Raw genomic sequence first — 14,258 nt, forward strand, 5'->3', positions numbered from 1 at the left:
TCACACTCCGAATATGAGGATGTGGGTGGCGCCGACAATGATGCCGAGCAAGCCTCCGTGCAGATATAGCAACCACGCGTCTTGCTCGATCGCGGTGTACAGCATCTCGACGAATTCGTCGGCGGGTAGCTCCCGCAACTTCTGCGACGCAAGCGTATCGATCTTCGCCGCGGTCGACTTGGAGAATTCGACGTCCTCGCTCAGCCACGGCCGAAACTCCGACGCCAACGACTTACCCGCCGAGTCCTGCAAGGCGTCGAACTCCTTGCCACCGACGGCCAACCGCGCGACCTGCTTCAACGGGCCGAGAATGCGGTCGATTTCCTTCTTGAGGAAGTGCTCGATCACGGCGCGGGTTTTGTCGCCGCTCGGTCCTTCCAGTAGGTCGTTGGCGATGATGTCGAGCGTCACCACCTGGTAGGCGATCGCGTGACCGAAGTCGGTCGCGGCTTGTTCTTGCCGCTTGGCAAACTTCGCGTGCTTCCACAGGTACTTGTACCAGGGCTGCGGCGTCGACGGCTCGAACACGACCTTGATCGCGATGATGTTCACCACCACACCGACCGCCGCGGCACCGATCAGAACCCACACCCAGTTCGGGAGGATGGTCAGGACCGGTGGGTGGAAGTAGTGCAACCACGACAACCACAACGCGAGCCCGATCCCGAACGGAAAGCCGAGCAGACCGATGCGGACCATGAACCGCAGTTCGGGGGCGCCCAGGCCGTAGACGACGTCCTTGAGGATGTCGCGACGCTCGCGCAGGAATCCGACGACCATCAATTTGATGTCGAGCAACTGGTTGAAATTCTCGCCGATGAAATCGAATGCGCGATGCGTGATTGCCGGCAACTCGGACTCGACCCGCGAATGCAGGATCTCCCGTGCGCGCGGCGGCAGATCCGCCCAGAGCTGCGGGTGCTCTTGGCTCATTATTCGATCGACCATCTCGCGAAGATTCGGCTGCGCGACTTTTGCGACCTGATCGGCAATGGCTTCCGGTTCCATTTGATAGAAGAAGTCCTGCGCGGTGCCGATCTTTGCGACGGCATTGTCGACGACGAGGCTCGCCATCTTTTCGGCTCGCGCAGGAATGAAACCCTGGAAACCGAGAATGCCGCCGGGCGCAAAGGTCGGCAGAATCTGCACCATGCGCGGCAGCAAAGGGAACAGCCGTTTGAGGCCCGGAACATAGAACCCCGTGAAGCGAACCGGGGCGAACAACATGATCACGCCGGTCCAGTTGGTGATGAGACCGGCGACGGCACTGAATATGGGAATGCTGATCATGTCGACCCAAAACTTGTTCAGGCCGGTGATCTCCTCCCAGTCCAGGAGTCCGAAAAATCCTGCTGCCGTAGCATTCATCGCGCTCCCATGAAGATCGACACCGAAGAAATTCAAACATTAGTGGGTTGACGAGACCTCTCGGCCGGTTTCACGCAAACCGTGCCACTCCGTCGCCTGCGAGCGGGTCGAACGCCACCGGCCTACCTGGCGAATCCGCGCAGAAGGTGCCGTGGCTGGGTGCTCGTCCAAAGGGCTGCAACAGGTGCGCGGCAACGTCTTTGACGGTTCGGCCCGTGCAGGGTGATTGCGCCACGGCACGAATGTGACGCCAGACCTGGTCTCGACCGAGTCCTATCTGGAAAGGTCTACCCCATGCCCACAGTCGTGCAAGGAGTCATCGCAAGAAGCAAGGGAAACCCCGTCGAGCTCGTCGACGTCACGATTCCCGATCCGGGTCCGAACGACGTCGTCGTGAACGTGCAGGCGTGCGGCGTCTGCCATACCGATCTCAGCTATCGGGACGGAAACATCAACGACGAGTATCCTTTCCTGCTCGGACATGAAGCTGCCGGTGTCATCGAAACCGTCGGCGACAATGTGACGAAGGTCGAGGTCGGCGACTTCGTCGTCCTCAACTGGCGGGCAGTGTGCGGCGCATGTCGGGCGTGCCGACGCGGACGTCCCTGGTACTGCTTCAACACTTTCAACGCAAGCAAACCGATGACGCTTGCCGATGGGACCGCCTTGACGCCTGCGCTCGGCATCGGCGCGTTCGCCGAGAAGACTCTCGTCCACGAAGGTCAGTGCACGAAAGTCGACGCCTCGGCCGACCCTGCGGTCGTTGGACTGCTCGGCTGCGGTGTCATGGCGGGCTTCGGCGCCGCGGTCAACACCGGCCATGTGTCACGCGGGGATTCGGTCGCTGTCATCGGCTGCGGCGGTGTCGGCGATGCAGCCATTGCGGGCGCACGACTCGCAGGCGCGTCGACGATCATCGCCGTCGACCGCGACGCGAGCAAGCTCGAATGGGCGCTCGACCTCGGTGCCACCCACACCGTCGATGCGTCGAAGGAAGACACTGTCGAGGCAGTTCAGGCCCTGACCGGCGGGTTCGGCGCCGACGTCGTCATCGACGCTGTCGGTCGCCCGGAAACGTGGAAGCAGGCGTTCTATGCTCGCGACCTCGCTGGAACTGTTGTCCTCGTAGGCGTTCCGAGCCCGGACATGACCCTCGAGATGCCGTTGATCGACCTCTTTTCCCGCGGCGGATCGCTCAAGTCGTCGTGGTACGGCGACTGCCTGCCCGACCGCGATATCCCGGTACTCGTCGATCTCTATCAGCAGGGCAGGCTGCCGCTGGAGAAATTCGTGACCGAACGTATCGGTCTAGGCGATGTCGAGGCGGCGTTCGAGACCATGCACAAGGGCACAGTGTTGCGCTCGGTCGTCGTCCAATGAGCGGAGACGTTCGCATCGACCGAGTCGTCACGTCCGGGACCTTCGAACTCGACGGCGGCACATGGGATGTCGACAACAACATCTGGTTGATCGGTGACGACAACGAGGTCGTCGTCATCGACGCGGCCCACGATGCCACGCCGATCGTCGATGCAGTCGGAAATCGTCACGTGGTCGCCGTCGTCTGCACGCATGGCCACAACGACCACATCACCGTCGCTCCAGAACTCTCTCGGCAACTCGACGCCCCGGTGTTGCTGCATCCGGCCGACGACATGCTGTGGCGTGCAACGCATCCTGATGCGCCGTTCTCGGGGCTGACCGACAGTCAACGAATTGCCGTAGCGGGCATCGAGCTTCATGTGGTGCACACTCCCGGTCACTCGCCCGGCTCGTCGTGCTTGTACGTGCCGATGCTCGGCGTGCTGTTCACCGGGGACACCTTGTTTTCGGGCGGTCCGGGCGCGACTGGCCGCTCCTATTCGGACTATCCGACGATCATCGAGTCGATCCGCAGCAAGCTATTGCCGCTGCCCGGCGAAACTACCGTGCGCACGGGCCATGGCGACAACACCACGATCGCTGCCGAGGGACCGAACATCCCAGCTACGGACGATTGAACAGCGCTGGGTCGACGACGATCCACACCTGCTCGGCAGTCGCGAGAACCTTTCCGTCGGCGTCGAACAGAGACACTGCTGTGCGCGACTTGCGGCCCTGATTCTCGAGTGCCTTGCCTGCGATGACGTAGGTCGCGCCGACAGTCGGCAGCGAATCGATGCGAACTGCCATGCGGCCGAGCACCATCGGTCGATCTTCGGTGATGGCCGACCAGCCACCTGGGCAATCCATTGCCGCCCAGATGATTTCGGCGGGAATATCCCCATTCTCGTCGACCAGGCTCGCATCCGGCGTCCACGTGGAAGCGACTAGTCCGTCGGCGACCGGGCCAGGGAAGATCCGGAGTCCGTCACCTTCGGACCGCTCGGGTCCGCATGTGAAGCAATTCGGAAACGGGTGCGAGGACCAGCCGTCGTACCGTGCCATTGCGTCTTCGGCCTGCTCGACGGTCAGCGCCTCGACCGGCGTGGGCGCGACATCCGCGATTCTCGCGTCGGCGACGACGGCGCCGTCGTGCGTCAACTGAGCTGCGGTGTCCGACACCTCGATATCGAGTGCGACGTCGAGCGGCGGCGGCCTACGAAGCGTCACCTCGACAACAGCGCCAGGGCCGAGCGCCGCGGCGACAAGTCCCGACGAGTAACCACCGTTACCGGACACATCCGGACCGCGGAACCTCCTACTGATCATCACCATGTGGTTAACGTAGTCCGGTGACCTACAGTTCAGACCCTCGCGTCGACGCCTATATCGACCGGCTCCCCGAGTGGCAGCAGGAGATCTGTCGCGAGGTCCGCGACCTGGTCCACGCTGCGGATCCCGAGGTAGTCGAAACGATCAAACGCACCGTGCAGCCGTATTTCGTACTGCAGGGCAATATTTGCGCATTGCTCGCGGCGAAGACGCACGTGAATGTCTTTCTCTACGACGGTGCCATCGTCCCCGACCCGGAGGGCATCATCACCGGCGGGCACGACAACAAGACCGCCCGCACGGTCGCGATCAAGCAGGGCGAAACCATCAACGCCCCCGCACTGACCGCAATGTTCCGTCAGATCATCGCCAACAACCGCGCCGGTGGGTGGCGAAAGTTGAAGGGAAAGGCGTGAGCCGCTACTCGCCACCGAGTCGGTCGGCCCGGGCGTTGAGGTAGCGCTGCTGCGGGAGGCTCATCGTCAACTTCGCCGCGGCGCGGTACGCGTTGCGAGCGGCGTCGAGGTCGCCGGACATTTCGTGCAAATGTGCACGGACCGCGTGAAGCCGGTGGTCGTCCGCGAGACGTTCGTCGCCGGCGAGCAACTCCATCGCCGCGGCCGGACCGCTCGCCATGGCAACGGCGACAGCGTGATTCAACGCGACCATCGGGTTGTCGTCGATCTTCAGCAACAGACCGTAGAGGGCCACGATCTGCGGCCAGTCGGTCTCGTCGTAGCTCGGGGCCTCGTCGTGCAACGCGGCGATCGCGGCCTGCAGCTGGTACGGACCGGTCGGGCCGTGCGGCAGCGCCCCGGTGATCAGCGCGACGCCCTCGGCGATGTAGTCGGCGCTCCAGGCAGATCGGTCCTGCTCGGCCATCGGAATCAACGCACCGTCCGGACCCGTTCGAGACGGTCGTCGCGCATCGGTGAGCAGCATCAACGCGAGCAAACCCGCGACCTCGCCGTCGTCGGGGAGCAAACGAAAGACGATGCGGGTCAGCCGTATTGCCTCTGCCGACAACTCGACTCGGACCAAGTTGGGACCCGACGTCGAGGCATAACCCTCGTTGAAGATCAGGTAGAGCACGTGCAGGACCGCGGCCAAACGGTCCGCGCGGTCGGCGTCGCGTGGCATGCCGAACGCCGTCCCGCTGGACTTGATCGTCTTCTTCGCCCGGCTGATTCGCCGGGTCATCGTCGCTTCGGGGACGAGAAATGCGCGGGCAATCTCCTCGGTCGTCAAGCCGCCGACTGCGCGAAGGGTCAGCGCGATCTGAGACGCGGCTGAAAGCGAAGGGTGGCAACACATGAACAACAGGATGAGCGTGTCGTCGGTCTGCGATCCGCCACGGTCGGGGGCAGGAGCCAACCAGTCCTCCGGCAACACCCATTGCGCGACAGTGTCTTCGCGGCGTCGTCTGGCCTGCTCGTTACGCAGTAGATCGGTCAGTCGACGCGATGCAACGGTGATCAACCAGGCCCGCGGGTTGTCCGGGATGCCGTCGGCAGGCCACTGCTGCGACGCGGCCAACAGCGCTTCCTGGACTGCGTCTTCCGAGAGGTCGAAATGTCCGTAGCGTCTAACGAGAGCACCGAGGACCTGCGGCGCCGATTGGCGCAGCAGGTCCTCGATCGCAGTGGTCATTCTCAGACTTCGAATTCGCCCGGGTAATCCTCCAGCGGACGTACGTCGGCATAGGCGGACTCCGCAAGCCCTTCGGGCCCCGGGCAATTCCGGAGTTGTGCGGCGATTTCGGTTGCCCGATCGAAACTTTCGCACTCCACGACCCAATAGCCGGCGAGCACCTCTTGCGTCTCCGCATACGGACCGTCCGTGACGACGGCGGCTCGACCGCTCACCCGGCGAGTATGCACCGGCGCCGCAAGTCCGCGCGTTTCCACCAGCTCGCCGGACTCCTCCAACGACGCGTTGAACGCTGTCATGAACGCGCCCATCGCGGCGAAATCTTCGGGCGTCCAGGCCGGCTTGTCGGTCGCCACCCCACCCATTCCGTCGTAGTCCTGCTGCGAGGCGTAGGTCAGGATCATGTACTTCACTGGTCTTCTCCTTACTAGGTGGGCACCGCGTTGCGCCCTTTCAGCAGAGACGTCGGGACCGTCGCGACATTCCGGACATCGATCTCACACCATTCTTATGCCTCGGCCATTCCGACCCGGGCATGCAACGCCTGAAGCGGTGCGGGTGCGTACCACGCCGCCTTGCCGAGCACCCGCATCGCGACCGGCACCAGCACGCCACGGACCAGCGTCGCGTCGATCAGGATCGCTAACCCGGTTCCTAGGCCGAAGAACTGGATGAACCGAACATCGCTGATCACGAAGGCGAAGAAGCTTATCGAGATCAGTCCAGCAGCAGTGGTCACGAGCCGGCCGGTATGTGCCAGACCATGCTCGACGGCGTCACGGGTGGACGCTCCCCTATCGTGCATCTCCTTGATCCGGCTGACGACGAACACTTCGTAGTCCATCGACAGCCCGAACGTGATGCAGAAGAGCAGCAGCAACATCGAGACATCGAGGGGCGCCGGGGTGAAACCGACCAGGTCGGCGAAGTGACCCTCCTGGTAGACGAACACCATGGCGCCGAGAGTTGCACCGAGACTCAGCGCATTCAGCACCAATGCACGCAGCGGCTGCACGACGCTGCCGGTGAAGACGAACAGCAGCACGAATGTGGTCAGAACGATCCAGCCGACCGCGAGCGGCAGTTTCGCGCCGATGGACGCCAAGGTGTCGTTGAGTTCCGCCGCCGACCCACCGATCAACGCGTGCGTACCAGTGGGCGCAGGTACAGCGCGGGCCTGCTCGACGAGGTCGCGTGCGGCCGTCGATGTCGCATCGAGGTCGGTCACGATCGACAGTCGCTGGGCGTCGGGTCGCGCGAACCGTACGTCGGCCGGCGAGGACACAGCCAGAGCACCGTTCGCGTAGGTTCCGACGCTCGATTCGACCATCGTGACGTGCGGCAACTGCGACAGCCGCGCCGCGTAGTCGGCGAGGGGTCCGGCGTCGACGCCGGACGTCGTGACAACCGTCATCGCGTCGGAGTCACCACCGCTGAACTCCGACCGCAACACGTCGCCGACCTGACGAGCCTCCGAGGTGGTGGGCAGAACCCGGTCGTCGGGCATACCGAACTGCACATTGAGCAGCGGCGCGGCTGCGACCAGCAGCACCGCAACGACGGGTATTCCGGTCAGCAGCGGCCTGCGCATCGCGAATCCTGCTATCCGGCCCCACAATTGCGCCTCGTTGCCCTGGATTCCGCGGATGCCGGGAACCTTCAGCGCGTCGGCCTTCTCGCCCAAAACTGCGAGCAACGCGGGCAGCACGAACAAAGCGCCTACCGCGGAGATCAACACGACGCCCATCCCGGCATACGCGAACGACCGCAAGAAGTACGGCGGGAACACCACGAGGGCGGCCAAGGCCGCGGCGACCGTCGACGCACTGAAGGCGATTGTCCGTCCCGCGGTCGCCACAGCTTTCACGATTGCGGCGTTCGGTTGCGCACCGCCGGACCGCTCCTCCCGAAACCGGCTGACCAGGAGCAGTCCGTAGTCCATGGCAAGGCCGAGGCCCATTGCCGTGGTCATGTTGACTGCATAGATCGACACGTCGGTGAGCGAACCGAAGACGGACAGTTCGGCGAAGGTGCCCAGTATCGAGATTCCGCCGATGGACAGCGTCAGTAGTGCAGCGATCACATTTCCGAAGGCAAGGACCAACAGTGCCAAGGTGAGTGGGATCGCGATGGCTTCGGCCAGCGTCAGATCCTTGGCGATCTGATCGCCGACGGCTGCGAACGTTGGTTGCTGTCCGCCGAATTGGACCGAAATGGCAGGCCCGTCTCGTCGGTAGCTGTCGATGATGGCGTCGGGCTTCTGCTCGTCGTCCCGACTGCTCACCAGGATGATTGCCGAGTCACCGTCGGCGGACTTCATCGCCGGTGCGTGCGTGTCGAAGTAGGAGACGACATCTCGCAGGCGGTCATCGGTTTGCAACTGACGAGTCAGTTGTTGGCCTGCGGTCGTTGCTGCCGCGCTGTCGACCGACCCATCGGCAGCCTTGACAAGCAGCACGAAATCGCTGTTCCCGCCGAACTTTTCGTCGAGGCGCTCCGCCGCGGCAGTTGATTCCGAGCTCGGATCGTCGAACCCGTGATCCTTGAGTTTGCCGAAGGCGCTCGCCGCGAGCACTCCCCCGCCGATCAGTGCGATGAGGCTGACGACGAGCACCCACCGCGCCTGCCGCACCACGAATTCGCCAAGTCGTTGAAACATTTCCAGGCCTCCCACCTAATGTTGACATGCGTAAACTTTGCAGGTGTTAACTTGCCACGCAATGTGTACGGGTGTCAACATCCTTTTGTGACCAGCGACGACGCAGCACCGAACCGCGACGCCTACCACCACGGCGACCTCCGCAACGCGCTGGTGGCTGCATCAGCGGAGCTCGCGGAGACGGGCGGACCCGACGCGGTAACGGTCCGAGCGGCGGCGCGGGCCGTAGGAGTGACGGCGACCGCGGCGTATCGCCACTTCGCCGGACGCGACGAACTCATCGCGGCAGCAAAGACGCAAGCCCTTGCAAGCCTCTTCGGCTCGATGCAAACATTTCTGAAATCGCTCGCACCGCAAGAAGATCCAGTCCAGGACGCCGTCGCACAGATGTACGCGATCGGCCAGGGGTACGTCCGGTTCGCCCTTGCCGAACGCGGGCTGTTCCGAACGGCGTTCTACGGCGACGAGCAGGTGGTCACCGAGGCGAAGGAACTCAGCGGCGGCGACTCCGCGTTCGAGATGTTGTCGCGATCACTGGACGACCTGGTCGCGGTCGGTTTCATGGACCCGCGGGATCGACCGGAGGCCGAGGTTGCGGCCTGGTCAATGGTGCACGGGCTCGCGATGCTCATGATCGACGGCCCCTTGCGCGGACTGGCTGAACCCGCACGCGCGGTGTTGATCCATCGAACCCTCGCCGCCAGCCTCCGCGGGTTCGCCGACGGACCCAATGCCGAGCCCGTCCGGTCGACCGATCCGCATGTGACGGGAGAGCCGCTCCGATAATTGTGATACTGATGTTACAGAACTCGTTTACCGTGACGGAATGCGACGCGTGTTAACCATGGTATGGGCTGCCTCGGCAGTGGTTCTGTTGTCGACGGTGAATGCGCCGAGCGCATCCGCGAGTCCGGTCGAGCTGTACAACCAGGCCCAGGGGTCTTTCAAAGAGGGCGAGACCGACGACGGACTACGCAACCTCGACGAACTGCTCAAAGCAGCACCGACGGACGCAGATGCGCTGGCGCTGCAGGCGATCTGGGCCGATTTCGCGCGCGACGAGAAGGTCAAGGCACGTGCGTTGAGCGAACTCGACAAAGTCGCGCCCGACAAGGTGGCCGGCGTCGAACACGTCCTGGAAGCAATCGCCGATGCCGCCGCGACCCCGCCGAACCCATTCCCCTCCCTGTTGGAACCGACGACCGCGATCGTCGTCCTGGGCTTCGGGCTCCTGCCCGACGGAGCACTGCGTCCCGAATTGGTCAGTCGCCTCCAAACCGCATCGCTGCAGGCGTTCGCAGCGCCCGACTCACCGATCATCGTGACCGGCGGCAATCCGCAGAACGGCATCACCGAAGCCGAGGCCATGCAGAACTGGCTCGAGGAGCACGGCATCCCGTCGAGCCGCATTCATGCGGAGAAGAAGGCGAATTCGACGGTGCAGAATGCGTTGTTCTCCACCGAGATCATCGATTCGATCGGGGCCGACAGCGCGGTCCTTGTGACGTCGGCAAACCACGTGCGCCGCGCAACCGCCGACTTCACGATCGCCGGAACCGAGGTCGTTGCCGCAATGGCGACGGTCAGCGGCATCCTCGGTCAACTCCCGCCGCTGGACAAGGAACAGCAGCTCGGGATGTACACCGACGCAACCCGCGTCTTCGGCCTACCGGCCACCCGCTAGCGGTATCCCGTCACATCAGCCGGCTTGCCTGCATCCTGCACCTCGACCAGGTAACGCCAGCAATCCGGCTGGCTTCCATCGATATCGGTGAAGCCGTAGATCTTCGCCAACTCGCCGCTCGACACCGACTTCCCGTTCCACCGCGCCACGTCGGGGTCAGCCGCCAACGCCGCCACTGCGCGGCCCACGAACGCCGGACTTTCCGTGATCGCGAAATGCGGTTCCTTCTCGGTCGCGTCGAGCCAATTCGCCTCGGTGACGCCGTACACGTCGAGCATCACCTCCGAGCGCAGCCAACCCGGGGTGAGCGACAGCGCCGTTGCGCCATGGGGCTGCAGTTCGTGCGCACGTGCGAACGCCATCCGATTGACCGATGCTTTGGCGAGATCGTAGAAGAACGAGACGCGGTAGTTCTTCGAGTTGTATTCGTCGGTACCGTCGGTCATTTCGACGACCAGACCACCGGGTGCGCGCAGCAGCAAGGGAATTGCGAAATGACTCGTGATGGCGTGCGTTTCGACGCTGAGCCGCAATACACGCAGACCGATGTCGAGCGTCGATTCCCAGACCGTCTTGTTCCACTCCATCGTCGTGAGCCCGAATATGTCGTTGACCAGCACGTGCAGACAACCCTGCTCGTCGTCGATCCGCCGCACCAACGCAGCGACCTCGTCGGGAACCAGATGATCGACTCGGACCGGGATTCCGTGCCCCCCGGCCTCGTCGACGAGAGCCGCAGTCTCCTCGATCGTTTCGGGACGATCCATCTCCGATCGTGTCGAGCCACTGGTGCGACCTGTCACGTACACGGTCGCGCCTGCCTCCCCCAACGCCACCGCAGTCCCCCGACCTGCTCCTCGAGTGCCACCTGCAACCAACGCAACTTTGCCAGTGAGTGGTTTGTCCATATAACCGAAAGTACGTCGCGGGTCCGACATTTCTGACACGCCTGGCAGGATGGGCGAGTGGATCTCGCATTCGGTTTGGTCATTCTCGTCGCTGCCGCGGCGGCGCTGGCGACGGCCGCCCGACGCTTCGGCGTGTCGGAGCCGCTGGTTCTGACCATCGCTGGGGTCATCGGGTCGTACTTGTGGTTCGTGCCGGACATCGAGCTCGAACCCGAACTCATTCTGCTCGGCCTGCTGCCGCCGCTGCTCTACACGGCGGCGATCAAAACGTCGCTGGTCGACTTCAAGGCGAACAAGCGGGCAATCGGCTTGCTGTCGGTCGGGCTGGTGCTGTTCACGACGTTCGCGGTGGCGACGGTGGTGTGGCTGATTCTGCCTGTGCCATTTGCCGTCGCGGCAGCGCTGGGTGCAGTCGTGGCTCCGCCGGATGCGGTCGCAGCCACCGCAATTGCGCGCAAGATCGGTATGCCGCGCAAGATCGTCACAATCCTGGAAGGCGAATCGCTCTTCAACGATGCGACCGCGCTGGTCGCGCTTCGCACCGCCATCGCAGCATCGATGGGAACTGTGCATTGGTGGGACGCCGGTTGGGACTTCCTGAAGGCCGCGGGCGGCGGCACCCTGGTCGGCGTCATCGTGGCGTTCGGCCTGGCGATGTTGCGCCGCCGCATCACCGACCCGGTGCTGGATACGACGCTGTCCTTCCTGGCGCCGTTCGTCGCGTACCTGCCCGCCGAAAAGATCCATGCGTCCGGCGTCATCGCGGTTGTCGTCTGCGGGCTCATCCTCGGCCACGGCGCACCGGTGTGGCAGAGCGCTGCGTCGAGAATCGCCGAGCGGACCAACTGGCAAACGATCCAGTTCATTCTCGAAAGCACCGTCTTTCTCATCATCGGCCTACAGGTGCGCAAGATCGTCGACGACGCATGGCACAGCGAACTCGACCACGGCCGCTTGATCTTCGCGTGCGTCGCTGTACTGCTGACGGTTGTGGTCGTCCGACCGCTCTGGGTCTTCCCGACCACATATGGACCGCGCAAGTTCGAACGGATTCGCCGGGTCGACCCGGCACCGCCGTGGCAGTACCCGGCAGTCGTCTCGTGGGCGGGCATGCGTGGCGTGGTCACCCTTGCTGCGGTGTTCGTCATCCCCGCAGAGATAGCGCACGTCGACGTCTTGCGGTTGCTCGCGTTGGTTGTCGTGGGTGGCACCTTGCTGCTGCAGGGCACGTCGTTGCCGTGGTTGGTGCGACTGTTGAAACTGCGCGGACCGAGTCATGCCGAGGATGCGCTCCAACAGGCCGGACTGTTGCAGAAGGCCGCCGACGCCGGACTTCGCGCACTCGACGAGCACATCACGCCCGACACATCACCCGAAATCATCGAGAACCTGCGCAATCGGCTGGCCATGCGAACCAATGCGTCGTGGGAACGTCTCGGACCGATCGAATCGGAGTTGACCACGCCGAGTGAGGAATACCGCCGCCTACGACTGAAGATGCTGGCCGCGGAACGCGAAGTGGTTCTGCAGGTGCGCGATTCCGGCGTGCTCGACCACGAGGTGCTGCAAAGCGTGATGGGGGTCCTCGACCTCGAAGAGTCGATGATCGACCGGTTGGACGAGGCCGAGGACAACTTGAAGACGGAATCGCTGACGGCAGGCGTTGCCGGCGGCTGCGATCATCTGGCGGACGCACCGGTCACCTGCGTGCCCGACAACCCTGGTCAGTGCCAGGAATGCATCGACGAAGGACTCACGTGGGTGCACTTGCGCATGTGCCTGACGTGCGGTCACGTTGCCTGCTGCAATTCGTCACAAGGCAACCATGCGACAAAGCATTTCGAGAGCACGGAGCATCCCGTGATGCGAAGCGTCGAGCCCGGCGAAGAATGGCGTTGGTGCTACGTGGACAACCTGCTCGGCTGATCCAGCCGGGGCGCAAGAACAGTCGCTACGACGGCAGTGGCGTCCAGCTCTTCGGACCGCGCAACTCGCGGCGCAAAGCCGTGCCCGGCAATGATGTCCACTGCCGTCGCTACCTGACGTTTGCTCGTCTCGAACAGCAGACTGGCACCTGGCGCCAGCCACTCACGTGCGCCTGACACCAATCGACGGGCGATGTCGAGTCCGTCGGCGCCGCCGTCGAGCGCAGACCGGGGCTCGTAGGTCCGCGCCTCGGGCGGCATCGTCGCCACCGCGTCGGACGGCACGTACGGGACGTTTGCCACGAGGATGTTCACCCGCCCACGCAACGATGCTGGCAGCGCATCGAACAGGTCGCCCTCATAGACTCGAGCACCGATATTTCGCCTCGCGCAGTGCACGGCGGCTGGATCGTTGTCGGCAGCATGCAGGTCGATACCGTTCAGCCGCGCCAGCAGCGCCGCCCCGACTGCGCCTGAGCCGCAGCACATATCGACGACGACTGCCCCGGTCGACGCCAAGGCCGCGGCTTCGTGAACGAGCAGTTCGGTGCGGCGGCGCGGGACGAAAACGCCTGGCTCGACGACGATTCGGCGACCGCAGAACTCTGCCCAGCCGAGGATCTGCTCCAGCGGCTCACCGCTGACCCGCTTTTGCACGAGGCGCGCCAGGTCTTCCGCCGACGTGGCCGCGTCGATGAGCAACCGCGCCTCGTCCTCGGCGAAAACGCAACCGGCATTGCGGAGCGTGCCCACAGTGGAGGCGTAGTCGGCAGTCACGCGATCCCGCACTCCTGGCGCAGGTCACTGTGCAGAGCAGCGGCCGAGCTGCCGAAAGTGACCGACGCATGCATCAGTGCCCCGAGAGCCGCGCGGAGCGGGTCAGGATCGAGTGCACTGAAGAACGCGGGTATCGCATGCCTCGGCCGATCGATCTTGCCGAGGTCGAAGGGCGAGCGCTCTGCCTGCGGTCGTACGACCGACTTCTCGTACGGCCAGTCGACCGTCCCGGACGAATCGGCTCGTAGCCGAGCGAACGCATCGTCCGGATTCTCGAACGGCGGTGGCGGCGGTGCGCCGTCGTCCAACGCGCGCAGTGCGGGTACGACCCACTCGCGCTCGGCGAGCCCTGCCCAGCCGAACACTCGCCGAGTCACCCACCGCGCAATTCTGCGCTGCCGCTCCGGGTCCGCCGCAATGATCGCGTCGACGAGTTCGCGATCGAACCACGCGAGGGGCTGAATACCGAGGTCGTTGAGGTGGGTCAGCGGTTCGCCGCCACCCCAGGCAGCCCGCTCGCGCGCGGCGGCTCGGGCACGGAAGTCGCTGATGCGGGCTGGTTCTGCGTGTTCACCCACGACCGGACTCCTCGA

15 protein-coding genes and 1 pseudogene are annotated in these 14,258 nt (G+C 64.1%); 6 read left to right on the forward strand and 10 right to left on the reverse strand.

Annotated elements, in window-relative coordinates; genetic code table 11:
- Both FGL95_RS19935 and FGL95_RS19940 read right to left on the reverse strand, forming a co-directional pair.
- Positions 1–1,368, reverse strand: a complete 1,368-nt coding sequence (locus tag FGL95_RS19935; RefSeq protein WP_169590054.1) for a DUF445 domain-containing protein — start codon at positions 1,366–1,368, stop codon at positions 1–3.
- Positions 1,369–1,438: 70 nt separating this feature from the next.
- Entirely contained in the window at positions 1,439–1,603 is a 165-nt protein-coding gene (locus FGL95_RS19940) for a hypothetical protein (RefSeq protein WP_169590056.1), read from the reverse strand.
- A 59-nt stretch (positions 1,604–1,662) separates the two neighbouring features.
- On the opposite strand from FGL95_RS19940, the gene FGL95_RS19945 reads away from it, so the two are divergent.
- Positions 1,663–2,748 (forward strand): S-(hydroxymethyl)mycothiol dehydrogenase, encoded by a 1,086-nt coding sequence (locus FGL95_RS19945; protein ID WP_169590058.1) that lies wholly within the window; start codon positions 1,663–1,665, stop codon positions 2,746–2,748.
- Positions 2,745–3,368: an MBL fold metallo-hydrolase gene (locus tag FGL95_RS19950; RefSeq protein WP_169590060.1), complete on the forward strand. Its 624-nt coding sequence runs from the start codon at positions 2,745–2,747 to the stop codon at positions 3,366–3,368. The genes FGL95_RS19945 and FGL95_RS19950 overlap by 4 nt, the downstream gene beginning before the upstream one ends.
- On the opposite strand, the gene FGL95_RS19955 is transcribed toward FGL95_RS19950, so the two are convergent.
- Complete coding sequence (locus tag FGL95_RS19955; RefSeq protein ID WP_169590061.1) at positions 3,355–4,065, reverse strand: hypothetical protein; 711 nt, start codon at positions 4,063–4,065, stop codon at positions 3,355–3,357. The two genes, FGL95_RS19950 and FGL95_RS19955, sit on opposite strands and share 14 nt — an antisense overlap.
- 17 nt (positions 4,066–4,082) lie before the next feature.
- Between FGL95_RS19955 and FGL95_RS19960 the strand changes: the two genes are divergently transcribed.
- On the forward strand, positions 4,083–4,478 hold the full coding sequence (locus tag FGL95_RS19960) for a DUF1801 domain-containing protein (RefSeq protein WP_169590063.1): 396 nt from the start codon (positions 4,083–4,085) through the stop codon (positions 4,476–4,478).
- Between the two features lie 4 nt (positions 4,479–4,482).
- Here the strand turns inward: FGL95_RS19960 and FGL95_RS19965 are convergent, their stop codons facing one another.
- The 4 genes and pseudogenes from FGL95_RS19965 to FGL95_RS33270 form a co-directional block, all read right to left on the reverse strand.
- Complete coding sequence (locus FGL95_RS19965) at positions 4,483–5,712, reverse strand: RNA polymerase sigma factor (RefSeq protein ID WP_169590065.1); 1,230 nt, start codon at positions 5,710–5,712, stop codon at positions 4,483–4,485.
- 2 nt (positions 5,713–5,714) lie between these two features.
- Positions 5,715–6,116 carry a YciI family protein gene (locus FGL95_RS19970; protein ID WP_206072150.1) on the reverse strand — a complete coding sequence of 134 codons (402 nt, stop codon included), beginning with the start codon at positions 6,114–6,116 and terminating at the stop codon, positions 5,715–5,717.
- A 104-nt stretch (positions 6,117–6,220) separates the two neighbouring features.
- Positions 6,221–8,287 carry an MMPL family transporter gene (locus FGL95_RS19975; protein WP_476726943.1) on the reverse strand — a complete coding sequence of 689 codons (2,067 nt, stop codon included), beginning with the start codon at positions 8,285–8,287 and terminating at the stop codon, positions 6,221–6,223.
- A pseudogene (locus tag FGL95_RS33270) lies at positions 8,181–8,399 on the reverse strand (hypothetical protein); the annotation flags it as partial. The pseudogene FGL95_RS33270 and the gene FGL95_RS19975, both read right to left, overlap by 107 nt.
- 59 nt (positions 8,400–8,458) lie before the next feature.
- Between FGL95_RS33270 and FGL95_RS19980 the strand changes: the two are divergent.
- Together FGL95_RS19980 and FGL95_RS19985 are read left to right on the forward strand one after the other, a co-directional pair.
- The gene (locus tag FGL95_RS19980) at positions 8,459–9,157 is read left to right on the forward strand and encodes a TetR/AcrR family transcriptional regulator (protein WP_338079937.1); all 699 of its coding nucleotides are present in this window, start codon (positions 8,459–8,461) and stop codon (positions 9,155–9,157) included.
- A 40-nt stretch (positions 9,158–9,197) separates the two neighbouring features.
- A complete protein-coding gene (locus FGL95_RS19985; RefSeq protein WP_240963172.1) occupies positions 9,198–10,055 on the forward strand; it encodes a YdcF family protein in 858 nt (285 codons plus the stop codon).
- Here FGL95_RS19985 and FGL95_RS19990 read toward each other — a convergent pair.
- On the reverse strand, positions 10,052–10,963 hold the full coding sequence (locus FGL95_RS19990; protein WP_169590072.1) for an SDR family oxidoreductase: 912 nt from the start codon (positions 10,961–10,963) through the stop codon (positions 10,052–10,054). The genes FGL95_RS19985 and FGL95_RS19990 overlap by 4 nt on opposite strands.
- A gap of 57 nt (positions 10,964–11,020) precedes the next feature.
- On the opposite strand from FGL95_RS19990, the gene FGL95_RS19995 reads away from it, so the two are divergent.
- The gene (locus tag FGL95_RS19995) at positions 11,021–12,889 is read left to right on the forward strand and encodes a Na+/H+ antiporter (RefSeq protein WP_169590073.1); all 1,869 of its coding nucleotides are present in this window, start codon (positions 11,021–11,023) and stop codon (positions 12,887–12,889) included.
- On the opposite strand, the gene FGL95_RS20000 is transcribed toward FGL95_RS19995, so the two are convergent.
- Together FGL95_RS20000 and FGL95_RS20005 are read right to left on the reverse strand one after the other, a co-directional pair.
- Positions 12,865–13,665 carry a putative protein N(5)-glutamine methyltransferase gene (locus FGL95_RS20000; RefSeq protein ID WP_169590076.1) on the reverse strand — a complete coding sequence of 267 codons (801 nt, stop codon included), beginning with the start codon at positions 13,663–13,665 and terminating at the stop codon, positions 12,865–12,867. The two genes, FGL95_RS19995 and FGL95_RS20000, sit on opposite strands and share 25 nt — an antisense overlap.
- On the reverse strand, positions 13,662–14,243 hold the full coding sequence (locus FGL95_RS20005; protein ID WP_169590078.1) for a hypothetical protein: 582 nt from the start codon (positions 14,241–14,243) through the stop codon (positions 13,662–13,664). Before FGL95_RS20005 ends, FGL95_RS20000 begins: the two co-directional genes overlap by 4 nt.
- Positions 14,244–14,258: the final 15 nt, after the last annotated feature.

It is taken from the genome of Antrihabitans stalactiti (assembly GCF_012932915.1).
Classification (GTDB): domain Bacteria; phylum Actinomycetota; class Actinomycetes; order Mycobacteriales; family Mycobacteriaceae; genus Antrihabitans; species Antrihabitans stalactiti.

Bases quoted from the DNA above. Each gene is read 5' to 3' on its own strand.
- FGL95_RS19935 (WP_169590054.1), bottom strand. From the start codon at position 1,368: ATGAATGCTACGGCAGCAGGATTTTTCGGACTCCTGGACTGGGAGGAG.
- FGL95_RS19945 (WP_169590058.1), top strand. From the start codon at position 1,663: ATGCCCACAGTCGTGCAAGGAGTCATCGCAAGAAGCAAGGGAAACCCC.
- FGL95_RS19950 (WP_169590060.1), top strand. From the start codon at position 2,745: ATGAGCGGAGACGTTCGCATCGACCGAGTCGTCACGTCCGGGACCTTC.
- FGL95_RS19955 (WP_169590061.1), bottom strand. From the start codon at position 4,065: ATGGTGATGATCAGTAGGAGGTTCCGCGGTCCGGATGTGTCCGGTAAC.
- FGL95_RS19965 (WP_169590065.1), bottom strand. From the start codon at position 5,712: ATGACCACTGCGATCGAGGACCTGCTGCGCCAATCGGCGCCGCAGGTC.
- FGL95_RS19970 (WP_206072150.1), bottom strand. From the start codon at position 6,116: ATGATCCTGACCTACGCCTCGCAGCAGGACTACGACGGAATGGGTGGG.
- FGL95_RS19985 (WP_240963172.1), top strand. From the start codon at position 9,198: ATGCGACGCGTGTTAACCATGGTATGGGCTGCCTCGGCAGTGGTTCTG.
- FGL95_RS19990 (WP_169590072.1), bottom strand. From the start codon at position 10,963: ATGGACAAACCACTCACTGGCAAAGTTGCGTTGGTTGCAGGTGGCACT.